20 protein-coding genes are annotated in these 21962 nt (G+C 63.5%); 12 read left to right on the top strand and 8 right to left on the bottom strand.

Annotated features, from left to right (window positions below; all coding sequences use genetic code 11):
* Positions 1–146 precede the first annotated feature (146 nt).
* Both L8F45_RS14650 and L8F45_RS14645 read left to right on the top strand, forming a co-directional pair.
* A complete protein-coding gene (locus L8F45_RS14650) occupies positions 147–1940 on the top strand; it encodes a type I secretion system permease/ATPase (protein ID WP_342358620.1) in 1794 nt (597 codons plus the stop codon).
* Positions 1930–3246 (top strand): HlyD family type I secretion periplasmic adaptor subunit, encoded by a 1317-nt coding sequence (locus L8F45_RS14645; protein WP_342358619.1) that lies wholly within the window; start codon positions 1930–1932, stop codon positions 3244–3246. Before L8F45_RS14650 ends, L8F45_RS14645 begins: the two co-directional genes overlap by 11 nt.
* 60 nt (positions 3247–3306) lie before the next feature.
* Here the strand turns inward: L8F45_RS14645 and L8F45_RS14640 are convergent, their stop codons facing one another.
* Genes L8F45_RS14640 through L8F45_RS14625 form a run of 4 tightly spaced genes read right to left on the bottom strand, consistent with a single transcriptional unit; the run spans position 3307 to position 7121 of the window.
* Complete coding sequence (locus tag L8F45_RS14640; protein WP_342358618.1) at positions 3307–4095, bottom strand: class I SAM-dependent methyltransferase; 789 nt, start codon at positions 4093–4095, stop codon at positions 3307–3309.
* 5 nt (positions 4096–4100) lie between these two features.
* Complete coding sequence (locus tag L8F45_RS14635) at positions 4101–4883, bottom strand: ABC transporter ATP-binding protein (protein WP_342358617.1); 783 nt, start codon at positions 4881–4883, stop codon at positions 4101–4103.
* A gap of 10 nt (positions 4884–4893) precedes the next feature.
* Positions 4894–5955 (bottom strand): FecCD family ABC transporter permease, encoded by a 1062-nt coding sequence (locus tag L8F45_RS14630; RefSeq protein WP_342358616.1) that lies wholly within the window; start codon positions 5953–5955, stop codon positions 4894–4896.
* A 5-nt stretch (positions 5956–5960) separates the two neighbouring features.
* Positions 5961–7121, bottom strand: a complete 1161-nt coding sequence (locus L8F45_RS14625) for an ABC transporter substrate-binding protein (protein WP_342358615.1) — start codon at positions 7119–7121, stop codon at positions 5961–5963.
* A gap of 423 nt (positions 7122–7544) precedes the next feature.
* Here L8F45_RS14625 and L8F45_RS14620 point away from each other — a divergent pair, with 423 nt between their 5' ends.
* The 7 genes from L8F45_RS14620 to L8F45_RS14590 are packed head-to-tail and all read left to right on the top strand — an operon-like array spanning position 7545 to position 14942.
* On the top strand, positions 7545–8570 hold the full coding sequence (locus tag L8F45_RS14620; protein WP_342358614.1) for a GntR family transcriptional regulator: 1026 nt from the start codon (positions 7545–7547) through the stop codon (positions 8568–8570).
* Between the two features lie 35 nt (positions 8571–8605).
* On the top strand, positions 8606–10147 hold the full coding sequence (locus L8F45_RS14615) for an ABC transporter substrate-binding protein (RefSeq protein WP_342358613.1): 1542 nt from the start codon (positions 8606–8608) through the stop codon (positions 10145–10147).
* A gap of 18 nt (positions 10148–10165) precedes the next feature.
* A complete protein-coding gene (locus L8F45_RS14610; protein ID WP_342358612.1) occupies positions 10166–11146 on the top strand; it encodes an ABC transporter permease in 981 nt (326 codons plus the stop codon).
* Between the two features lie 4 nt (positions 11147–11150).
* Positions 11151–11990, top strand: a complete 840-nt coding sequence (locus tag L8F45_RS14605; RefSeq protein WP_342358611.1) for an ABC transporter permease — start codon at positions 11151–11153, stop codon at positions 11988–11990.
* 31 nt (positions 11991–12021) lie between these two features.
* Entirely contained in the window at positions 12022–12966 is a 945-nt protein-coding gene (locus L8F45_RS14600; protein WP_342358610.1) for a succinylglutamate desuccinylase/aspartoacylase family protein, read from the top strand.
* Positions 12967–13021: 55 nt separating this feature from the next.
* Complete coding sequence (locus tag L8F45_RS14595; protein ID WP_342358609.1) at positions 13022–13975, top strand: ABC transporter ATP-binding protein; 954 nt, start codon at positions 13022–13024, stop codon at positions 13973–13975.
* Positions 13968–14942: an ABC transporter ATP-binding protein gene (locus L8F45_RS14590; protein ID WP_342358608.1), complete on the top strand. Its 975-nt coding sequence runs from the start codon at positions 13968–13970 to the stop codon at positions 14940–14942. Before L8F45_RS14595 ends, L8F45_RS14590 begins: the two co-directional genes overlap by 8 nt.
* Before the next feature lie 22 nt (positions 14943–14964).
* Here L8F45_RS14590 and L8F45_RS14585 read toward each other — a convergent pair whose 3' ends face one another.
* From L8F45_RS14585 to L8F45_RS14570, 4 genes are read right to left on the bottom strand one after another with little or no spacing between them, the layout of a single operon-like run.
* Positions 14965–15834: a carbohydrate ABC transporter permease gene (locus L8F45_RS14585; RefSeq protein ID WP_342358607.1), complete on the bottom strand. Its 870-nt coding sequence runs from the start codon at positions 15832–15834 to the stop codon at positions 14965–14967.
* Complete coding sequence (locus tag L8F45_RS14580; RefSeq protein WP_342358606.1) at positions 15831–16721, bottom strand: carbohydrate ABC transporter permease; 891 nt, start codon at positions 16719–16721, stop codon at positions 15831–15833. Before L8F45_RS14580 ends, L8F45_RS14585 begins: the two co-directional genes overlap by 4 nt.
* A 47-nt stretch (positions 16722–16768) precedes the next feature.
* Positions 16769–18061, bottom strand: coding sequence for an ABC transporter substrate-binding protein (locus tag L8F45_RS14575; RefSeq protein WP_342358605.1), 1293 nt, complete (start codon positions 18059–18061; stop codon positions 16769–16771).
* 57 nt (positions 18062–18118) lie between these two features.
* Positions 18119–19144 carry a LacI family DNA-binding transcriptional regulator gene (locus tag L8F45_RS14570; protein ID WP_342358604.1) on the bottom strand — a complete coding sequence of 342 codons (1026 nt, stop codon included), beginning with the start codon at positions 19142–19144 and terminating at the stop codon, positions 18119–18121.
* Positions 19145–19295: 151 nt separating this feature from the next.
* On the opposite strand from L8F45_RS14570, the gene L8F45_RS14565 reads away from it, so the two are divergent.
* From L8F45_RS14565 to L8F45_RS14555, 3 genes are read left to right on the top strand one after another with little or no spacing between them, the layout of a single operon-like run.
* The gene (locus tag L8F45_RS14565) at positions 19296–20063 is read left to right on the top strand and encodes a glucosamine-6-phosphate deaminase (protein WP_342358603.1); all 768 of its coding nucleotides are present in this window, start codon (positions 19296–19298) and stop codon (positions 20061–20063) included.
* Positions 20056–20826, top strand: a complete 771-nt coding sequence (locus L8F45_RS14560) for a sugar isomerase domain-containing protein (RefSeq protein WP_342358602.1) — start codon at positions 20056–20058, stop codon at positions 20824–20826. The genes L8F45_RS14565 and L8F45_RS14560 overlap by 8 nt, the downstream gene beginning before the upstream one ends.
* A 2-nt stretch (positions 20827–20828) precedes the next feature.
* Positions 20829–21959, top strand: coding sequence for an N-acetylglucosamine-6-phosphate deacetylase (locus L8F45_RS14555; protein WP_342363453.1), 1131 nt, complete (start codon positions 20829–20831; stop codon positions 21957–21959).
* The last annotated feature ends 3 nt before the right edge of the window (positions 21960–21962 follow it).

Raw genomic sequence — 21962 nt, 5'->3', positions numbered from 1 at the left:
CGCCGCGCGGTTCATCCCGCGCGGCGATTTTTTCGTCTGGATGATCGCCAGCGTCGCCTCGCGGCTCCCGCCTTGTCCCCAAGGGAACAGCCGGCGCTCCGGAGGCCCGCTACGTCAGTGGCGAAATCCCAACGAGAATCGCCACCATGACTTCGTTCCAGAAAAATCCGGCGTATCGCGATCTCTTCCTCGCGACGCTGTCGCGTTCGCGATCGGCCTTTCTCGCCATGGGATTCTTCTCGGGCGCGATCAATATTCTCACGCTGACCGGCTCGCTCTTCATGTTGCAGGTCTATGATCGCGTGCTGCCGAGCCGGAGCGTCCCGACGCTCGTCGCGCTGATCGGAATCGTCGTCGTGCTGTTCGGCGTTCAGGCCGCGCTCGAAGGGATCCGGTCGCGTATGGTTGCGCGTATCGGGCGTCGCTTCGATGAGGATCTTGCGGAGCCGGCGTTTCGCGCCGCCATCAGGTTGCCGCTGATCACGCCGGTTGGCCAGCAGAAGATGGAGCCGATGCGCGATCTCGACCATGTCAGGCAGTTCGTGAATTCGCCGGGGCCGGCGGCGTTGTTCGATCTCCCCTGGGTTCCGCTTTATGTGACGATCGCCTTCCTGTTTCATCCCTGGCTCGGCTGGCTGACGGTCGGCGGCGCGCTGATCGTGTCTTCGCTCGCCATCGCCGGCGAGATCATGTCGCGCAAAGCCGTAGCGGCCAGCACGCAGGCTGCGTCGCAACGGCAAACGGCGATCGACGGCGGCCGTCGCAACTTCGAAGTGCTGGCCACGATGAATCTGGCGAGCCGGGTCGAGCAGCGTTTCGCTGGGGCCAACGCGCAATTTCTCGATGCGCAGCAAAACAGCGTCGACGCCGCGAGCGGCGTCGGCGCAACGGTGCGCGGCCTGCGGGTGCTGCTGCAATCTCTGGTGCTTGCGCTCGCCGCGCTGCTGGCGATCCGTCAGGAGATTTCAGCGGGCACGATCATCGCAACCTCGATCCTGTCGTCGCGCGCGCTGGCGCCGATTGACGCCGCGGTCGCGCAGTGGCGCATCTTCGTCGCCGCGCGACAGGCTGTCGGCCGCTTGCGGCGCGCTCTTGCGGCGACGGCGATGCGCGAGCCCGAGACCAGATTGCCGACGCCGGTCGATCGATTCGACGTCTCCAGCGGCTTCGTCGCCCTTCCCGGAGCGACGGCGCCCATCCTTTCCGGCGTGCAGTTCTCGCTTCAGGCAGGAGATGGTCTTGGCGTGATCGGACCTTCCGGCTCTGGCAAGACGACGCTGGCGCGCGCTCTCGCTGGCGTCTGGCCGCTGGCTCGCGGCGAGATCACGCTCGATGGCGCGCCGTTGCACCAGTTCACCGCGGAGGACCGCGGCGCGTCGATCGGATATCTGCCGCAGGATGTCGATCTGTTCGACGGCACGATCGCGGAGAATATCGCCCGCTTCGATCCTGAACGCACGGACGAAGCCGTTGTGCGCGCCGGTCATCTCGCGAACGTCCACGAGCTGATCCTCTCCTTCCCCCATGGCTACGACACCAGGATCGGCGACGCCGGCCTCAAACTGTCCGCGGGGCAGCGGCAGCGCATCGGCCTTGCGCGTGCGCTCTATAGCGATCCGTTCGTCGTCGTTCTCGACGAGCCCTATTCAAATCTAGACGGAGACGGCGACGCGGCGCTTGGCGCAGCGCTCGCAGGCGTGCGCGCGCGACGCGGCATCGTCATCATCATTGCCCATCGCCGCAGCGCCATCGCGGCGATGAACAAGCTGGTCGCGATCAGGGACGGCCGGCAGGTCGCGTTTGGATTGCGAGACGAGGTTCTGGCTGAAGTCGCGGATGCGCCTGTGCGGAATCCGGCTTCTTCGCAAGCTGCGCCGTTGCGCACCATTGTCGCGTCTCAGCGTCGTCCCGAAATGAAGGTGGTGAGCCATGCGAACTGACATCGTGAAAAAGAGCAAGACCGATCGCTCGATCCGCAATCACGCTCTGGCCGGCGTTTTCATCGCTGTCGGGCTGCTCGGCGGCCTCTCCGCCTGGTCCGCCTTCGCGGAGATTTCAGGCGCCGTGATCGCGCAGGGGCAGGTCGCCGTCGAGACCAGCGCCAAGAAAGTGCAGCATCCTGAAGGCGGCGTCGTCGCCGATCTCAGGGTCCGTGAAGGCGATCGCGTCAGGGCAGGGGATCTGCTTCTGCGCCTCGACGATACGATCGTGCGCGCCAATCTTGCTATCTTCACGAAGGCGCTGGATGAGTTGACCGCGCAGGAGGCGCGGCTCATCTCGGAGCGCGATGGCGCGCCGGACGTGCGATTTCCCGAGAGATTGATCGAACGCTCCAAGGTTTCGGCGGATGCGCGATCCTCGCTCATGGGGCAGCGCACGATTTTCGAAAGCCGGAAGACGGCGCGCGAGACGGCGAAAACGCAGCTTGCCGAGCAGGTGGCGCAGCTTCAATCCGTCATCGAAGGTCTTGCAGCCCAGCGATCGGCGCGCGAAGCCGAGCTGAAGCTGATCGCCGAGGAGCTGAAGGGTGTTCGCGAGCTCTTCGCCAAGAATCTTGCGCCGATCTCGCGCGTCAATGCGCTTGATCGTGACCGCACGCGCATCGAAGGCGAACGCGGTAAGCTGATTGCCGACGCCGCGTCCGCGCGTGGTTCGATCGCCGAGAAGAAAATCCAGATGATCCGCGCCGACGATGATTTCCGCGCCGAGGTGGTCAAGGATCTCTCTGACGTGCGCAGCAAGATCAACGAGAATGTCGAGCGGAAGATCGCGGCCGAGGATCGTTTGACGCGCATCGATGTTCGCGCGCCTGCGTCCGGCATGATCCACCAGCTCAATGTCTTCACGGTTGGCGGCGTGGTCGCGAACGGCGAGGCGTTGATGCTGATCGTGCCAGAGAATGACAAGCTTGTTGTCGACGCCATGATCGAGCCGCAGGACATCGAGCATGTTCATCTCGGCCAGAAGGCGGAGATTCACTTCAGCGCCTTCGCCAATCGCAATCTCAAGGACTCCACGGGCGAAGTCATGACGATATCGCCCGATCTGGTCGAGGATCAGGCGACGCACCGCCGCTTCTACAAGGTGAAGCTCGCTGTCGAGCCGCCGTTGGGGACAGACGGAAAGGCGATGGCGCTGGTGCCGGGCATGCCGGCGGAAGCCTATCTGATCAAGAGCGACCGCACGGTGCTGGCCTATCTCGCGAAGCCGATCCGGGATCAGATGCAGCGCGTCTTCCGGGAGTAGGCGGCGCGCTTCGCTTTGCTTTTTACGGCTTCGCCGTATGCAAGACCGTGCGCCACGGACTCAGGCCGTGGCGCTGGCGGCAGGCTTTTGCGCCAGCAGTGCGAAGCGCGTCGAAGACGCAAGCCGGATCGCGTCATGGATCGGCGCGGTCATCTGCTGGGCGCGGACGACCTGGCCATAGTCGGCGGGGATGATGTTCGCGAATCCGGCGGCCTGGAGCATCGATCTCAAACGCTGTTCGGAAAGCCCGTCGCGGAAATAGAATCGGCTGTTGATCGAGGCGTGGGTCTCGCTGTCGATTTGATGGACCGGAGCCCCGCGTCGGTCGCGCAGCCAGTTGCCGAAGCGGCTGACCAGCGCTTGCCATTTCGTGCGGTTGATCCAGTCGCCGTCAATGATCAGCAGACGCCCGCCGGGACGGAGCACCCTGAACCATTCCTTGAACGCGCTTTCGGGATCGGTGAGCGTCCAGACGAGATGCCGCGTGACGAGCGCATCATAAGATTCGTCGCTGTCGAGAAGACGCTCGGCGTCGCCGAGCAGAATGCGCGCTTTGCCCTGATGCTTCGCCCGGGCGCGAGAGATCATCGCTTCCGAAAAATCGAGAGCAGTCACGCGATGGCCGAACGTGAGAAGCGCGCGCGTGATCTCACCGGTGCCGCAGGCGAGATCGAGCACGTCGCGCGGCTCGCTTCCAAAGGAGTCGCGAAGGAGCCTGCGGAACGCCTCCATTTCGCGGTCGGACTTGATGGCGTGCCCATAGGACAGATCGAACGTCTCCGCGCGCATCGACCAATAGGCCCGGATCTCTTCCTTGAGTGTGAAGTTGTTTTGAATTGGCGAGGTCATGGCGATCAGGCCTGAATGAAGGGTTCGACCAGAAGCGTGCCGCGGGCCGAGCGTTCGAGATGCACGCCGACGGAATAAGTTTCAGACACGACAGGGTGCGCGAGCACCTCGTCCGGGGCGCCGCCCTGCGCGATGCGCCCGTCATTGAGCACCATCACATGGTCGGCGAAGCGCGCCGCAAGAGACAGATCGTGGATGGCGACAATGGTCACGATGTCGCGGCGTCTCGTGGCCGCCCGCACGATCTCCATCACATCGAGCTGGCGGCGGACATCGAGCGCGCTTGTCGGTTCGTCGAGCAGCAAAATGTTCGGTTCGCGAACCAGAGCCTGTCCGATCGCCGCAAGCTGACGCTGACCGCCGGACAGGGTGCTGATGTCGCGCGAAGCGAAGGCGGACAGATTCAGCTCCTCGATCACGTTCTCGACCGCGCGCATATCGTCATGCGAGGCGGCGAGCGCAAATCCGCGATGGAGGCTCTTCCGTGCGAGCAGGATGACGTCGAAGACAGAGAGCGCGACGCGCGCTCCCGCATCCTGCGAGAGATAGAAGACTTTCCGCGCGCGTTCGCGCGCCGAGAGCGCGCCGAGCGATACGCCGTCGAACGCGATCGCGCCGCTGGCGGGATCGAGCAGACCGGCGATGCAGCGAAAGAAGGTCGATTTGCCCGAGCCGTTGGGGCCGACAAGCGCCGCCAGACGACCGCGTTGCAATGCGCCGGTGTCGAGGCCGCGCAGCACGGCGCCCGCGCCGTAGTCGAAGACAAGATTGCTGACAGATAGCGACATGAGGCTCGTCCTAGATCGCCCGGTTTCTGATCGACATCACGAGGCTGATGAAGAAGGGAACGCCGATCAGCGCTGTGATGATGCCGATGGGATAGATCACGCCGGGTGTGATCGCCTTGGAGATGCTGGAGGCGAGCGACAGGATCGTAGCGCTCGCGATCGCCGCCACCGGCACGAAGAAGCGCTGGTCCTCGCCGACCAGCAGGCGCGCGATGTGTGGACCGACGAGCCCGATGAAGCCAATGCCGCCAACGAAGGAAACCGCGACCGCGGCCAAAAGCGAGGTCATGCCGAGCACTTCGAGACGCAGCCGATCGACGCGCACGCCGAGACTTTCGGCGCGCTCATCGCCCATGCGCAGCGCGGTGAGCGCCCAGCCGCGCGCGAGGAAGAGGGGAACGACGAGCGCGATCAAAGCGAGCGCGATGGCGACTTTCGCCCATGTCGATCGCGCGAGGCTGCCCAGTGTCCAGAACACGATCTGCGTGAGCTGAACCTCATTCGAGCGATATTGCAGCAGCGCCGTGATCGCGTTGCAGGTGAAAAGCAGCGCGATGCCGACAAGGATCATGGTCTCCGGACTGACGCCGCGCAGCTTGGTCATGAAGAACAGCACAAGCGACGCGCCGAACGCGAAGACGAATGCGTTTGCCGTCACGATGAATGGGCCCGCGCCGGGAACGACGCTCCAGCCTGTGACGATCGCGAGCGAGGCGCCGACGGTCGCCGCAGCCGAAACGCCAAGCGTAAAGGGGTCGGCCAGCGGATTGGCGAGGATCGTCTGCATGCCCGCGCCCGCAAGCCCGAGCATCGCGCCGATGGCGAGCGCCATGAGCGCGATCGGCAAACGCAGATCCCAGACGATGACCGCCATGCGCGCATCGACGCCCTCGGGAGAGACGAGCGTGCGGACAATGTCGGCGATCGGCAGATTGCCGGGACCGGTCGAGACATCGATGACGAGCGCGGCGAAGAGCGCGAGAAGTCCGCCGGCGACAAGCTTCAGCCGGCGCAGATTGCGCCGGCGATAGTCGCTTGCGGCAGGTCCCGCGTTCAGTGTGATCGAAGCCACCGCGCTTACTGCAGCTTGGCCCAGAACACGCCGGAATAAGCGATCGGCAGGAACTTCTCATGGAACTCCCTGAACACCGCTTCGGGATCGACGTCCTGGAACAGGTCGGGATAGAACGTCTTGGCCATCGCGAGTTCGGCGACGAAGTAGTAAGGCGCGTCGTAGAACTGGTGATAGAACGCCATCACCTTTTTCGCCTTCACCGCCTTGAGCGCGGCGAAACCCGGACGCTGCATCAGCGCTGACAATTCCTTCTGCACCTTTTCCGGAGTCGCGTCGTAGCCGAGGCTGACCGCCGTCGTGTTGGGATTGCTGCCGTACCAATTGGCGCCGGTGAGGAAATAGATGTCGGGATTGTCAGTCAGCACTTTCTCTTGCGAAGCTTCCGCCTGGAAGCCGGCGAAGAACTGGCTGCCCCAGTTGCGGCCGCCTGCTTCTTCGATGAAGCGGCCGAAATTATAGGGGCCGAATGTCGCGCAGCATGGCAGCAGGCCGGCAGCGCGCTCGACGAACACCATTGGCTTCTTCGCGTCCGGAATCCCGCCGACTCGCGCGTAGATCCTGCGTGTCTGCCTGACATAGTAGTCAGTGAAAGAGCTGGCCTCGGCTTCGCGGCCAAGCACGCGCCCGAGCAGCAGCACGCTCGGAAGCACATTTTGCGTCGGGTCCTGGCGGAAGTCGACGAAGATGGTGGCGACGCCGGCCTTCTCGAGCTTGGCGAGCAGGCCGGTCTCCTGCGCCTTGAAATAGTTGGAGAGGTCGAGGACGTAGACCTCCGCGCCAAGCGAGGCGATTTTCTCCATACTCACATCGGCGGCGTAGGGATTGCCCATATTCGCCACGTTCTTCGCATGCGGGAACTTCGCCAGATATTTCTGCCATGCGCCCGGATCGTTCTCGATGAGATCGTTGCCCCAACCGACGACGCGCTTGAACGGATCATCTCTGTCGAGCATCGCGAGCGTGTAGAGCTGACGCCCTTCGCTGAGCACGATCTTCGACGGATTCTTCGTCACTCTCACCACGCGGCCGGCGAGATCGGTCACCTCGATCTGCTCGGCCGCGGCGGAGGTTGCGAAAGTCGTCGCGCCGGCAAGGGCAAAGGCGCCGACCAGATTAAAAAATGCTCGCCGATGCGTTGCGAGCGCTGCGGTCAAGGACGTCATTATCAACCCGGCAACGAGGAACTCGGCGAGGCCGTATCACAGTGCAATCGCGTCTTCAAAAATAAAGCGTCAGTTTTGAATAGTTTCAAATAAGCAGATTTGAGTTGTTTCAATGTAAATCTGGAGGTCGTCCAAGCGACAGTTCGCGGACTTGCAGTATGATTGATTGGAAGCGCTGAAGTCGCCGCATTTCGCAACCTCGTCGATGTCGCAAAATCATGTTCGCTTTCCCCTCATGCCGGGTCGCCGCGCGACGATCGCCAGGATTCGGGCCAGTCGATATCGCTCCCTGAAGAGCCATCATCTCTAACCATCTGATACACCTGTCGGCCATTTCGCTATGGAGCATTGGCGTTGGCCGTCAATTGACCGTTGCGCTTGGCCTGATGCGTGCTAGAGTAGTGTATCAGTCTATTGATACACATGTTCGAGATCGACGCCTTCAGCATCGACAGGTCGCTGCCCGTCCCGGTGGGCCGGCAGCTCTATGGGCTGTTGAGCTATTGTCTCGCTTTCGGCGAGGTCGCGCATGGCGCGCGGTTGAAGCCGGTGCGGCAGATGGCGGCCGATCTCGGCATTGCGCCGATGACGGTCAGCCAGGTCTACAAGCAATTGCGCGAGGCGGGTCTCATCGAGATGCGTCCGGGCCTCGGCGTGTTCGCCGCGAAACCGTCGCGACCGAAAGCGCTCAACATCGCGCCAGCGTCCGCGCTGCGCGCCGACATCGACGAATTGATCGACAAGGCCGAGCAACTCGGCGTTGCAGCGCCGGCGCTTGCGTCGATGATCAGCGCGCAGGCGCAGCTTCGCAGGCCGAAGGCAGGCCTGAGCATCATCTTCGCCGTGATCTTCGAGCGGCCGGGGCAAGATTACATTGAGCAGATACGCCCCGTTCTCGGCCCCGCCGATCGCATCCGCATGGTGACGATCGATGCGCTCAAAACATCTGATGAAGCGCGCCGCGCCTGCGAGGGCGCTGACCTTGTTCTCACTTTCATCCATCGCGAGACCGAGGTGAAAGCGCTCGTTCCGCGCGCCAATGTTTTGTCCCTGCGCTTCGTGCCATCGGCGAAGACGCGCATGGCGCTCGCCGGACTTGACCCGCGCGTGCGGATCGCCGCCGTGACTCACTTCAAGGATTACATCGCCATCATGCGGCCGAGCATTCGCGAATTCGCACCGCATGTCGCATCGATCGTCACCACCTGGTCGTCGGCGCCAGATCTCGCCGCCACGCTGGCCGAGAGCGACGTCGTCGTGTTCGCATCGGGCGCCGATCATGTGGCGCGGCTTGCGCCGCCGGGCGTCAATTGCTTCGAATATCGCCATGCGCCTGATCCCGGCGCGCTCGAAACGAGCCTCGCGCCTCAACTCGCGCAATTGAGGAGATCGAAAGTCGCCAAAGGTGAAAACGTCGCAGTCGCGAGGAGGGCGACCGACGCCGCATAAACGCATCAGGCTTCATCACGCAGGAAGAGGGGACCATGCCGATGAAAAAAACGCATCTTGCTCTCGTCGCGGCTTTCGCGCTCGCCGCGCCTTTCACAACGGCCGTCCGCGCCCAGACCGCAAAGCCCGTGGTGATCGGAACCGATGTTGACGCCGGAACGCTCGATCCGCGGCTCACGCGCGACACCACCGCCTATCGCACGACCGATCTCATCTATGCCGGGCTGGTGCATCTGACGCCGACGTTGGAGCCAAAGCCCGACCTTGCCGAGAGCTGGACGACGCCCGACCCCAAGACCTGGATATTCAAGCTGCGCGCGGGGCTCAAATTTTCCGACGGTTCGCCTCTGACGGCGGATGATGTCGTCTTCACCTATACGACGTTGCTCAATCCATCGATGAACGCGCCGCAGCGCGCGCTTTATACGCCGATCACGTCGATCGAGGCTGTTGACGCGCAGACGGTCAAGTTCACTTTGTCTGCACCCTATGCGCCGCTGCTCACCTATCTCGATCTTGGCGTCACGCCGAAGAAGCTCGTGGAGTCCGGACAGGATATCGGCCTGAAGCCAGTTGGTTCAGGACCGATGAAGCTCGTGTCCTGGACGCGTGGCAGCGAGATCGCTCTTGAAGCCAATCCGAATTACTGGGCCGGCGCGCCGAAGGTGCAGAGGCTGACGCTCAAGATCATTGGCGATAATACATCGCGCGCACAAGCGTTTGAGGCCGGCGACCTCGACGCGATCCAGTCGCCCCTTTCGCCGCAGGATATTGCCCGCCTCGCCAAGGATCAGCGCTTCGGCGCTGTTGTGACCGCCGGTCTCGGCGTCACCTATCTCAATTTCAACGCCAGAGACCCGCTGCTCGCCGAGCCGAAGATGCGCAAGGCGCTCGGCATGCTCGTCGATCAGAAGACGATCGTCGATGACATCTATCGCGGCGTCGATCAGGTCGCGAATTCGGTTCTGCTGCCATCGTCCTGGGCCTATTCCGCCAGCATCAAGCAGCCGGACTTCGATGTGAAAGGCGCCGCTGCTCTGTTCGCCGAGATGGGCTGGAAGAAGAACAAGGACGGGATTCTGGAGAAGGACGGCAAGAAGCTTGCGCTGACGCTCTCGACCCACAGCGAAGACCCCAATCGCGTGCAGACGCTGGAGTTCATGCAGGCGATTTTCCGTGAGGCCGGCGTGGAAGCGAAGGCGCAGATCACGGACTGGCCGTCCTTCTCCACCAACTATGTCCAGAAGAGCCAGCATCAGATCGCGCTGCTGGGCTGGTTGAATATCGTCGATCCCGATCGGTTGCTATTTGCGCAGTTGACGACTGGCGGCTCGACCAACTGGGGCGGCTATTCCAATCCTGCAGTCGATGCGGCGTTGCAGGAGGGCCGCTCGGCGCTCGATCAGGCAGGGCGCGCCGCAGCCTATCGCAAGGCGGCGACGATCCTCGCGGAAGAGCTGCCTTATTACATCATTTCGGATCAGGGCTATCAGCTCTTTTATTCCAGGAAGCTGCCGTTGACGGTGCAGGCGACGCCGCGCGGAAATCTGCGTGGGCTGATCGGCTTCAACGACTGAGCGGACGAGAGCCGCCGTATGCTCGCCTATGTCATACGCCGGCTCCTGCTGCTCATCCCGATGATCGCGGGAATGGTCGCAGTGACATTTGCATTGCTGCTGATCATCCCCGGCGATCCCGCCTCGGTGCTTCTCGGGCAGGAAGCGTCGCCTGACGCGATCGCGAGCCTGCGCGCCGCGCTGCGGCTCGACCAGCCCTGGCATGTGAGATTGCTCGACTATTACGCGTCGCTGCTCCGCGGCGACATGGGGCGTTCGATCTTCCAGAACGCGCCGGTGGCCGACATCATCGCGGGTCGCCTCGCTGCGACGATCGAACTCGCCGTCGTCGCGCTGCTGCTTGCGACCGCGATCGGCCTTGCGCTGGGCGTCGCCGCCGCCGTGCGGCAGGGAAGCCTTGTTGATACGGGCGCGATGCTGTTCGCGCAGCTTGGCGTCTCCATGCCGGTTTATTGGCTGGGCCTTCTCCTGATGCTCGCCTTCGCCGTGAAGCTCGGATGGGCGCCGGCGGTCGGGCGCGGCGAACCTTTGGCCCCTGCGATTGTCTCTACGCTTACAGGCCGTCCCGCAGCTCTCGCCGACGCCTTGAGCCACATCGCGTTGCCCGCCTTCGCGCTCGCGGCCAACTCCGCCGCCGTGATCAGCCGGCTTGTGCGCGCTTCGATGATCGATGTGCTGCAGGAGGATTTCGTCCGCACCGCCTATGCGAAGGGGCTGCGGCGGCCGCGCGTCATCTGGCGCCATGCGCTCGGCAATGCGCTTCTCCCCGTCCTCAGCATCATCGGCCTGCGCTTTGGCGCGCTGCTCGGCGGCGCGGTGTTGACGGAGACGATTTTCGCGTGGCCAGGCCTTGGCCAGCTCACCGTCGCCGCGATCGCGCAGCGCGATCTGCCTTTGATTCAGGGCATTGCGCTCAGCTTCGCGCTGATCTTCGCGATCGTGAACCTCATCGTCGACCTGCTTTACGCCGCAGTCGATCCGCGCGTGCGTCTTGGGTAAGGCGATGAGCGCGCGCTGGTTACGAAGCCCTTCTCTTATGCTCGGCGCGCTGATCTCTCTCGCGATCGTGCTTTGTGCGCTCTTCGCGCCCGCGATCGCCACGCATGGCGTCGAGCAGATGGACATGCGCAACCGCTTCGCCGGGCCAGGCATCCAGCACTGGCTTGGCACCGACAATTTTGGCCGCGATCTCTGGTCGCGACTGGTGTTCGGCGCGCGCGTTTCGCTTGGCATCGCCTTGCTGTCGGTTTCGGTCGCCGCCGCGATTGGCGCGACGGTCGGGTTGCTGACGGGGTATTTCGGCGGCTGGACGGATCATATTCTGATGCGGATCGCTGACATCTTTCTCGGCTTCCCCGCGATCGTGCTGTCGCTCGCGATCGTCGCCGTGCTCGGGCCCGGTGTCGTCAATGTCGCGATCGCGATCATCGTCGTGACCTGGACGGACTATGCGCGCGTGGTGCGCGCATCGACGCTCGTGCTGCGCGAGCAGAACTATGTGATGGCCGCGAAAGCCTTTGGCGCGAGCCATGCGCGCATCCTGTTTCGCGAGATTCTGCCGAATGCGCTGGGACCTATCATCGTGCTGGCGTCGCTTGGTCTTGGCACGGCCGTGATCGCGGAGTCCGCTCTGAGCTTCCTCGGTTTCGGATTGCCGCCGCCGACGCCGACCTGGGGTTGGACGCTCGCCTATGGCACGCGATTCATTCGCGATCAGCCTTGGCTTTCGATCGTGTCGGGGGCGACCATCATGCTCACCGTGCTGGGTTTCAATCTGCTCGGCGATGGCCTGCGCGATGCGCTCGACCCCAAACATCTGTCGCGACAAGGCGGCAAGAACTGAGCATCCCGATATTTCGAAGAGGACTGAAGCCATGGTCAAGTCAGCCACGCTGCATCGCCCGAAATTCACCACCCATGCCGATGGCAGTGATGCCGTGCTCTTCCTGCATGAGCTTGTCGGCGAGCAGGATGGTCCGACGATCGGCGTCAGTGGCTGCATCCATGGCAATGAGAATACGGGCTCGCAGGCGATCCTTGAACTTTATCGCGTGCTGAAGTCGATGCCACTGAAGGGGCGAATCCTGTTCCTGCCTGTGGCCAATGTGCGCGCCTTCGCCGTCAATCATCGTTTCACGCCGATCGACGAACTCAATCTCAATCGTGAATTTCCGGGCGATGTGAAGGGCAATTACACCCAGCAGCTTGCGGCCGCGATCACGCGCGAATTTCTCGAGAAGATCGACATCCATATCGATCTGCACGCCGGCACCGATCGGCCGACCGTCGATTATGTCTATATCTGGAATGACGAACATCTATCCCGCGCCTTCGGGTCGAAGATTCTTTATCGGCCAACGCAGGGAAAAGAAGGCACGGTGTTCTCAGGCACCACGAAGGCCGTCACGCTCGACAGGCGCAAGATTCCCTGCTGCGTGATCGAGCTCGGCGGCGGCATTGTCGATCAGACGCCCTATGTCGAGCGCACCGTCGCTGGGATGTTGAACATGCTGCGGCTGAAGGGCGTCATTCCGGGTGAGGCGAAGGCGCCGTCGAAGCAGATCGTCGTCAACGAACTCGCCGGAATCAGACCGACGCAGGGCGGTTGGCTGGAGCCGCTGTGTCCCGCCAACGGCGAGCCGATCAAGGGCGGCCAGCTTCTTGGTCGCGTGGTCAGCCCCTACACGTTCGAGACGCTGGAGGAGATTCCGACGCCTTACGAGAACGGCGTGATGATCATGCAGCATCTCACGCGCAACATCGTTGAATCCGGCGACTACGGCTTCATGGTTGGCAATCTTGACGGCGCCACGGACTGACCAGACCTCCAGCGTTGGCAAGATTCGTCGCGTAGCGAATGCGCCTGCGCTTGGGGTGAAAGATCTCGAAATCCGTATCCACAGCGATGCGGGCGCCTTTGTCGTGGTCTCCGGCATGTCGCTGTCTGTGGCGCCGGGCGAGACCGTTTGCTTGGTCGGCGAATCCGGATGCGGCAAGTCGATGACCGCGCTCTCCTTGCTCGGCCTTTTGCCGAAGGGCGCGCGCGTCACGGGTGGCGAGATCAAGATCGAGGGTCGCGATCTCAACGCGATGCCTCTGCGCGAGATCGAGGATTTGCGCGGCGATCGTATCGCGATGATCTTCCAGGATGCGCTCACAGCGCTCAATCCGGTGATGACGGTCGGCGAACAGATCGCGGAGTCTGTGCGCCGTCATCGCGGCGGCGTTGGCGCCTGGGAGCGCGCGCTGGAAACGCTGCGCCTTGTGCGCATGCCGGATCCGGAACGGCGAGCGAGGCAATATCCGCATGAACTGTCAGGCGGCATGCGCCAGCGCGCGATGATCGCGCTCGCGCTTGCCTGCGAGCCGCAGATCATCGTCGCGGATGAGCCGACGACGGCGCTCGACGTCACGATCCAGGCGCAGATTCTGGGATTGATCTCCGACCTTCAGCGAAGGCTGGGCGCGGCGCATTTGTTGATCACCCACGATCTCGGCGTCGTGTCTGAAGTCGCGGATCGCGTCGTCGTGATGTATGCGGGCCGGCCGGTCGAACAGGCGAGTGTGTTCGATCTCTTCGATCAACCGCTGCATCCCTACACCGTTGCGCTGATGGGCGCGATTCCGCGTTCCGTCCCCGGACGACCTCAGCAGGAGCGATTGACCGACATCAGCGGCGCCGTTCCCGCCATGTGGAATCTGCCGCCTGGCTGCGCTTTTGCGCCGCGCTGTCCGCGCGCAGTCGCGCGCTGCAGGTCGGAGCGCCCGCCCTATGAGGAAAAGCGCCGGGGCCATTTCGCCGCCTGCTGGGAGGTCGCGGTTGGCTGAGGATCGCGCGCCGCTTCTCACGGTCGAGAATTTGCATGTGCATTTTCCGATCCGCGCCGGCGTTCTGCGCCGTCAGGTCGGAACTGTGCGCGCCGTCGATGGCGTCAGCTTCGACATTCAACGCGGGGAAACGTTGAGCCTCGTGGGCGAATCCGGCTGCGGAAAATCGACGACGGGTCTGGCGCTCATGGGACTTGTCGCGGCGATCTCAGGGCGCATGCGCCTCGATGGCGAAGAGATGATTGCGTCAGGCCGCACGCGACCGCGCGCGTCGCGGCGGCGCATGCAGATCATTTTTCAGGACCCGTTCTCCTCGCTCAACCCGCGTCGTTCGGCGAGTGACGCTATTCGCGCGCCGCTCGACATCCATGGCGTGGGAACGATGCGTGAGCGCACGGAACAGGTGGCCTCGCTGATGAGCCGTGTCGGCCTGCGCCCCGATCAAGCGAAGCTTTATCCCCATCAATTCTCCGGTGGCCAGCGTCAGCGCATCGGCATCGCACGGGCGCTGACGTTGAAGCCCGACATTCTGATCTGCGACGAGCCAGTGTCGGCGCTTGATGTTTCCGTACAGGCGCAGGTGTTGAACCTGCTTGCCGATCTCCAGCGCGATCTCGGCGTCAGCTATCTCATGATTTCCCATGACCTCGGCGTCGTCGAGCATGTTTCGCATCGCGTCGCGGTGATGTATCTCGGCCGTATCGTCGAAATCGCGCCGGCGAAGCTGATCTTCGCTCAGCCCTTGCACCCCTACACCGAGCTGCTGATGGGTTCGGCGCCATCGCTGGATCCGCGCAGGCGCCGCGGCTTCTCGGCGCGGAATGATGACGTCGCGAGCGGCACGAACAAGCCCGGCGGCTGCGCCTTTCATCCGCGCTGCCCGCTTGCGACGGAGTTGTGCCGCAAGGATGATCCGCAGTTGACGGAGCGTGGCGATGGACGATCGGTCGCCTGCCATCATCGCTAGCGCGACAGGCGCTGTTCTCGACCTATTCCCGGAAGCCGGTGCTCGCGACGCCCTGAACGAAATTACGCCTGAGCACCGCGAACAAAGTGACGCTCGGGACCAGCACCAGCGCCGCCGCCGCGCTTAATCTCCCGAGATCGACGGTGAAGCCGGTCTGGAACAGCGCGAGCCCGACCTCGATCGTGTAGGACTCCTTCGTCGTCGCGATGATCAGCGGCCAGGCGAATGCGGTCCAGGCCTGAAAGAATGCGAGAACGGCGAGCGCGCCGAGGGGGCCGCGCAGCAGCGGCACAATCACCTTCCAGAAGATCCAGAATTCCCCCGCGCCGTCGATGCGCGCCGCCTCGATCAGCTCATCGGGAATGGTCGCAATGACATATTGCCGGATGAGAAAGATTCCGAAGCTCATCACGAGATAGCCGATCAACAATCCCCAGATCGAATTGAGCAGCCCGAGCTTCTGCACGTTGAAATAAAGCGGGATCATATAGACTTCGAACGGCACGATCGCCGTCGCAAGAATGATCGCGAACAAAGCGTTGATCAGCCGGTTGCGGAACTTGCCGAAGACGTAGCCTGAGATCGCCGATGTCGCGACGATCGCAATGGTCGAAAGGATCGCGAACAGGAAGCTGTTCAGCACCCATTGCAGCAAAGGCGTGTCGCCGATCACGCTGCGGAAATTATCGAGCGTGCCGGCGCGCGGCAGGATGGTCGGCGGCCATTGCAGCAGCTCCTGCGGGCTCTTGAACGCGTTCGCCACGAGCAGGAACAGAGGCAGCAGCATCGCGAGGCTGAAAATCAGAAGCACCGCGTCGATCGCGAGGTCGGTCACACGCTGTCGCGTCGCAGGCGAAAGCGCAGAGGATCGGGAAGTTGCGGCGTCGCTCATGCGCGGCCTCCGCGCTCGCGAAGCAAGCCGAACTGAATAGCCGTCAGCGACAGCACGACCAGAAGCAGCACCACAGCCTCTGCCGCCGCATAGCCGAAGCGATAATTGCGGAAACTGTTCTCCATCATGTCGAGCACGAGCACACGCACCAGCCGGCCGGGCGCGCCCTGCGAATCCGAGGCGAGCACGAAAGCCTGGGCATAGACGTTGAAGCCGGCGACGAGCGTCACCACCGAGACATAGAGCGTGATCGGCTTCAAGAGCGGGATCGAGATATAGCGGAAGGACTGCCAGGGCGAGGCGCCGTCGATCTTGGCGGCCTCGTAAGGCGCCGTCGGCAGGTTCTTGATGCCGACGAGGAAGATCAGCACGGCGTATCCGAGCGCCTGCCACGCGCCGAGCACGATGATGCAGACGACGGCCAGTACGGGATCGAACAGCCACGCTTTCGGCTGAACGCCGAACCAGCCGAGCAACGCGTTGAGCGGGCCAAGCCGCGCATCGAAGATCCATTTCCACGCCATCGCTGCGGGCACGAGCGAGGCGACATGCGGCAGGAAAATCGCGGTCTCGTAGAAGCCGGAGAGGCGTGATGCCGCGCGCGCATGGATCAGCATCGCAAGCCCCATTCCCAGCGGAATGGTGATGGCGAGAATGCCGAAAGCGATGATCGATGTGTTGGTGATAGCGTCGAGAAAGAGCTGGTCGTCGAGGAGCGCGCGGAAGTTCTCAAGCCCGATAAACGGCTTGTTTCGCGACAGCAGATTCCATTGATAGAGGCTGAGCCGGAGCACGTCCCCGATGGGATAAACGCGCACCCAGGCGTAGATCGCCAGCGTCGGCGCCAGCGCCAGAATCGCAAACAAAAACTTCCGGCGCTGCAGCATCGGCTGAAATTATCGGAGCGCGGCAAGAGCCGCCGCGCTCCGATCCGTCATTTCGCCAGCAATCCCTCGCGCTGCAGGATGCCGTCGGTCTCGGCGGCGGCCGCCTTGAGGAAAGCGTCGATCTTGTCGTCGCTCTTGACGAGCTCGGGATCGCCGAAGCCGGCGACGAGACGGGCGGCGATGCGCGTCAGGATTTCATCGATCGGCCCGATCGCCGGCAGCGTGAAGAAGCCATACTCCTTGGGATAGTTCACGAACGCGCCGAAGGCCGGCTTCGCCTTGATGATGGCGGAGAGATCGACCTTGCGGTTCGGCAGCCAGCCGACATTCTCCAGCAGCCACGACAGATTTTGCGGCTCATTCGCGGCCATGGCGAAAGCCCACGCTGCTTCCGCCTTCGCGCCGGTGCTTGGCGTCCAGAGATGGACGGTTGCGACGATCGATCCGCGCGGCAGCGGCGCCGTCGCATATTTCAGATCAGGCGCCTTCGTTGCGATGTCGCCGACGACCCAGGATTCGCGAATGAACATCGCGGTCTGCTTGCGCTCGAACGCGTCCGCGTCGGCGGGCATCTCGGGCGTCACGGTCTTGTCGACGTAGATGCTCTGGAGATACTGCTTCAGCGTATTGCGACCGGCCTCATTGGCGAAACTCGCCTGCCACTTGTCGCCCTTCTTCGTCAGAAGGCTGCCGCCGAACTGGAACATGTTGATCGCGAATTTCTCCGCGATGCCTTGACCTCCGCCGCTGAGGCGCAAGCTCCAGCCGCTGACCGTCGCCTTGCCCGACGCGTCGCGCTGCGTGAGCTTCTTCGCGAACTCGCTATATTCCGCCATCGTCTTCGGCGGTCCGCTGAGACCTGCAGCCGCGAACATCTCGGTGTTGTAGAAGAGCGAGCCCTGGCCGCGGAACAGCGGCACGGCCGACACCTTGCCTTCGAACGTCGCTTCATTGCTGAAGAAGGCGTCGAAATTCGCGGGGTCCTTCACAAAGGACGCGACGGCGGCCGGCGCCTCTTTCAGCAGGCCTGCTTCGAGATAGCGCTGCGCGCTGCCAAGCTGGATTTCGAGAATGTCGCCGGCGGAATTCGACGGCAAGGCCAGCGCCATGCGCTTCTCATGCTCGCGCAGCGGGATCGCCTGCACATTGACCTTGAGGTTGGGATATTTCGCCTTCATGCCTTCGGCGACGCGCTTGTAGAACGGCTCCATCTCGGGATACCCGCTCCACACCGTGATTTCCTGCGCGCGCGCCGGTCCGGCGAGGGCCGCGAAAACCAGCGCCGCGACCGCAACGCCTGCGCGAATTCCGCGCGTCGACCTCAAACCCCTGATGTCCATCGCTCCCTCCCGATGACCGCCGCGAGACCTGAAACGTGCTGTGCAACCGGTTTCGTGTCAAGAAGACTTGGATCGCCCCGGCGCCCGGCCGGTCGAGCCGCGCACAACGAGATGGGTGTCGAGCACATAGCGCACGTCGCGGATCGCCCGCGTGCGCAGCACATCGAGCAGGAGCGCCATCGCCGCTTCGCCTGCTTCGGCTGAACGGTTGGAGACGGTGGTCATCGGCGGCGAGGTGGTCGCGCCGATGACGTCGTCGCAGCCGACAACGCTGAAGCGGCCGGGAACGTCGATGCCGATTCCGGAAAGCCCGGCCAGAAGCCCCTGCGCGACAACCTCATCGAAGGCGACGGCGGCGGTCGCGCCGGTGGCGGCGACGGCTTTTGCTGATTTCAATCCCGCCTCGAAAGTGGGGCGTTGCGCCGCCACCGCGGACGCCGTGAGTTTTGCCGCGGTGCAGGCCTGCCGAAGCGCCTGCCGCCGCTGGCGGTTCGACCAGGAGGCGGCCGGTCCGCTGACATAGACGATGTGGCGATGGCCGAGGCCCGCGAGATGTTCGACAGCGGCGCGCACGCCGCTTGCGCTGTCGATCAGCACGCGGGGAATGCCCGCCACATCGCGATTAATCAGCACCAGCGGCTTGCGCTCGGCGTGGCGGCGGATCTGCGCGTCGTCGAGCCGCGACGAAGCGAGGACGACGCCCTCCACCTGCCCGAGAAAGCGGCCGAGCAGCTTGTCCTCAAGATCGGGGTCCTCATCGGAATTGCCGAGGAAGAGACAGAAGTCCGACTGATCGGCGCGCTTCTGCGCCGCGCGGATCAAGGGCGGAAAAAATGGATTGGCCACATCGGGCACGATCAGCGCGAAATTGCCGTGGCGACCGGTCGAAAGCGCGCGCGCCACCTGGTTGGGCGTATAGCCCAGCTGCGCCGCGACCTCCTGGACGCGCGCCACTGTCTGCGGGCTCAGGATCTCGGGCCGCGTGAAAGCGCGCGAGACTGTCGCGCGTGACACGCCGGCTTCGGCCGCTACCCGGCTGATGGTGGGCGCCTCGCCGCGCGGCGTCGTGGCCTTTTCCTTCATGCGCCCCCCGATCGGCTGGCCGCGCCGGCCGCGATCATGCGCCGGCCGGCTTATGGCATGGTACAGGTCCGCGCTTGACGCGCAACCGGTTGCAGGAAAGAGTCCGTTCGATGCGGCGCGGGTAGACGGGCCGCGGGATCAGGATGCGGAAATGTCGGTGCGGATGGCCCCTGTGAATGCGCGAACGCCTGAGATCAGGGTCTTCGCAACGCGCGCCGAGATGGGAGCCACCGCGGCGCGCGATGTCGCCGCCGAATTGCGCCATCGACTCGCGTCGCAGAAAACCGTGCGCATCATTTTTGCTGCGGCGCCGAGTCAGCAGGAGATGCTCGCGGCCCTGGCGCGAGAGCCTGACATCGACTGGGCCAAAGTCGAAGCCTTCCACATGGACGAATATATCGGATTGGCGACTGACGCCCCGCAGCGCTTCGGTCTCTGGTTGCGCGCGCATATTTTCGATCGGCTGCCCTTCGGCGCCATTCACCTGATCGAGCCCGGCGATGACCCCGCTGCAACTGCGAGCGACTACGCCGGGCGTCTGCGCGCGGCGCCGATCGACATCGTCTGTCTTGGCATCGGCGTGAATGGTCATCTCGCCTTCAATGATCCGCCTGTCGCTGATCTCGATGATCCGCTCGATGTGAAGGTGGTGGAACTCGACGATGTCTGCCGTCAGCAGCAGGTGGACGATGAATGTTTTGCAACCTTCGCCGATGTGCCGGAAACGGCGATCACGCTGACCATCCCGCGGCTGCTCGACGCCGACAGGTTGTTCTGCGTCGTGCCGGGAAAGGCGAAGCGCGAAGCGGTGCGTCGCGCGCTGAACGATCCCATGGGCGAGGCTTGTCCGGCGACCGCGCTGCGCAAGCATCCCGCCTGCGCGCTCTATCTCGATGCGGGGTCAAACCCCAATGGCTGAGATCGACGCGGACCTTCTGTGCGCGACTTATTTTGAGCGCGTCACGACGCTGATGAAAGCGATCGAGATCGAGGAGCGCGATGCGCTCGATCGCGCCGCCGAGAAGCTCGCCGATCAGATCGCCGCGGATCGTCTGATCCATGTGTTCGGCCCCGGCGGCCATTCCAATCTCGCCTCGCAGGAGATTTTCTTTCGCGCCGGCGGGCTGATGCATGTGTCGGCGATCCTCGATGAAGGCACGCTGCTGTCCAACGGCGCGCTGCGCTCCATGGCGATGGAGCGCACGCCGGGCTATGGCAAGCTCGTCATCGCCGACCGGCGACTGGGCGAGGGCGATCTTCTGCTGCTCACCAACGCCTACGGCATCAACGCCGCGCTCATCGATGCGGCGCTGGAGGCGAAGCGCCGCAACGTCTTCGTGATTGGCGTGAGTTCACGCCGGCACGCCGAGAGCACGTCGCTCGATCATCCCGCGCGCCATCCCACGAAGCAGAATTTGCACGACATCGTCGACATCGCCATCGATGTGAAGGTGCCGATCGGCGACGCCGTGATGGAGATTCCCGGCGTCGGCCAGCCGATCGCAGCGGTGTCGACTTTCGCCAACGCATTTGCGCTCAATTGCCTTATATTGCGCACCGTGGCGAAACTCGCCGCGCGTGGGCTGGAGCCGCCGGTCTGGCGCAGCGGCAATGCGCCTGATGGAGATGAAGCCAATGCGCGTTTCATCGACAGGTTCCGCGAGCGGGTGCGCGCGCTGTGACGATGCTTGTCGGCCGCGATCCCGCGACGGGGCAACCTGTCGAAATCAGTGTCGCTAATGGACGCATCGCGGCGATCGAGCCAAGCGGCCACGACATCGATCATTTCATCTCGCCCGGCCTGATCGACCTTCAGGTCAACGGTTACGACGGCCATGATCTCAATGACGGCGCGCTCGCGCCCGAGACGGTGATCGCTCTCGCAGCCGCGATGCGTCGCGTCGGCGTGACGACGTTTTTACCCACGCTGATCACTGCGAGCGAAGAGCGTATTGTTGCGGCATTACGCGCCATCGCCGAAGCGCGGCGCGCGGATGAGACGACGGCTCGGATGATTCCGTTCGTCCATGTCGAAGGGCCGTTTCTCTCTGCTGAGGATGGTCCGCGCGGCGCCCATCCCCGCGAATGGGTGAGGGCGCCCGATCTCGCTGAAGTGGAGCGGTGGCGGGTTGTGGGTGAGGGGCTTGTCGGCCTCGTCACGCTCTCTCCGCATTTCGACGAGGCGCCTGATTTCATTAGCGCGCTTGTCGCGAGGGGAATTCGGGTTTCGATCGGCCATACCCATGCAAGCGCTGATCAGATCCGCGCCGCCGCTGCAGTAGGCGCCTCGCTCTCGACCCATCTCGGCAATGGCGCCGCGGCGAATCTCCCGCGCCATCCCAACTTCATCTGGGCGCAACTCGCGGAAGATCGCCTCACCGCGACCTTTATCGCCGACGGGCATCATCTGCCGGCGGACGCTTTCACCGCGATGCTGCGCGCGAAATCGCTCGATCGCGCGATCCTTGTGTCCGATGTGACCGCGCTCGGCGGCAAGCCGTCGGGAATCTACGAACAGGCGATCGGCGGGCGCGTCGAACTCAGCGCTGACGGCAGGCTTGGCATTCCCGGCACGCCCTATCTCGCCGGCGCCGCGCGATCGCTGAAGGACAATGTCGCGATTGCGGCGCGCATGGCGGGTCTTTCTCTCGCCGACGCGCTGCGGCTTGCCGCGACCAATCCCGGAAAAATCATTGGCGGACGTGGCGCCTTCGCTATTGGCGCTCCTGCCGATCTGATCATGTTTCGATGGTCGCCCGGCGACGAAACGCTCGACATCCAATCCGTTTTCGTTGGCGGTCGCGAGATCGATTGAGAC

The sequence above is a fragment of the Terrirubrum flagellatum genome (assembly GCF_022059845.1).
In the GTDB taxonomy this organism is placed as follows: Bacteria; Pseudomonadota; Alphaproteobacteria; order Rhizobiales; family Beijerinckiaceae; genus Terrirubrum; species Terrirubrum flagellatum.
Note: the sequence above shows the minus strand (reverse complement) of the source record. Positions and strands in the feature narration are given on the sequence as shown.

Coding starts and splice junctions, on each gene's coding strand:
- L8F45_RS14650 (WP_342358620.1), top strand. CDS start 147: ATGACTTCGTTCCAGAAAAATCCGGCGTATCGCGATCTCTTCCTCGCG.
- L8F45_RS14645 (WP_342358619.1), top strand. CDS start 1,930: ATGCGAACTGACATCGTGAAAAAGAGCAAGACCGATCGCTCGATCCGC.
- L8F45_RS14640 (WP_342358618.1), bottom strand. CDS start 4,095: ATGACCTCGCCAATTCAAAACAACTTCACACTCAAGGAAGAGATCCGG.
- L8F45_RS14635 (WP_342358617.1), bottom strand. CDS start 4,883: ATGTCGCTATCTGTCAGCAATCTTGTCTTCGACTACGGCGCGGGCGCC.
- L8F45_RS14625 (WP_342358615.1), bottom strand. CDS start 7,121: ATGACGTCCTTGACCGCAGCGCTCGCAACGCATCGGCGAGCATTTTTT.
- L8F45_RS14620 (WP_342358614.1), top strand. CDS start 7,545: ATGTTCGAGATCGACGCCTTCAGCATCGACAGGTCGCTGCCCGTCCCG.
- L8F45_RS14615 (WP_342358613.1), top strand. CDS start 8,606: ATGCCGATGAAAAAAACGCATCTTGCTCTCGTCGCGGCTTTCGCGCTC.
- L8F45_RS14610 (WP_342358612.1), top strand. CDS start 10,166: ATGCTCGCCTATGTCATACGCCGGCTCCTGCTGCTCATCCCGATGATC.
- L8F45_RS14605 (WP_342358611.1), top strand. CDS start 11,151: ATGAGCGCGCGCTGGTTACGAAGCCCTTCTCTTATGCTCGGCGCGCTG.
- L8F45_RS14600 (WP_342358610.1), top strand. CDS start 12,022: ATGGTCAAGTCAGCCACGCTGCATCGCCCGAAATTCACCACCCATGCC.
- L8F45_RS14585 (WP_342358607.1), bottom strand. CDS start 15,834: ATGAGCGACGCCGCAACTTCCCGATCCTCTGCGCTTTCGCCTGCGACG.
- L8F45_RS14580 (WP_342358606.1), bottom strand. CDS start 16,721: ATGCTGCAGCGCCGGAAGTTTTTGTTTGCGATTCTGGCGCTGGCGCCG.
- L8F45_RS14575 (WP_342358605.1), bottom strand. CDS start 18,061: ATGGACATCAGGGGTTTGAGGTCGACGCGCGGAATTCGCGCAGGCGTT.
- L8F45_RS14570 (WP_342358604.1), bottom strand. CDS start 19,144: ATGAAGGAAAAGGCCACGACGCCGCGCGGCGAGGCGCCCACCATCAGC.
- L8F45_RS14565 (WP_342358603.1), top strand. CDS start 19,296: ATGTCGGTGCGGATGGCCCCTGTGAATGCGCGAACGCCTGAGATCAGG.
- L8F45_RS14560 (WP_342358602.1), top strand. CDS start 20,056: ATGGCTGAGATCGACGCGGACCTTCTGTGCGCGACTTATTTTGAGCGC.
- L8F45_RS14555 (WP_342363453.1), top strand. CDS start 20,829: ATGCTTGTCGGCCGCGATCCCGCGACGGGGCAACCTGTCGAAATCAGT.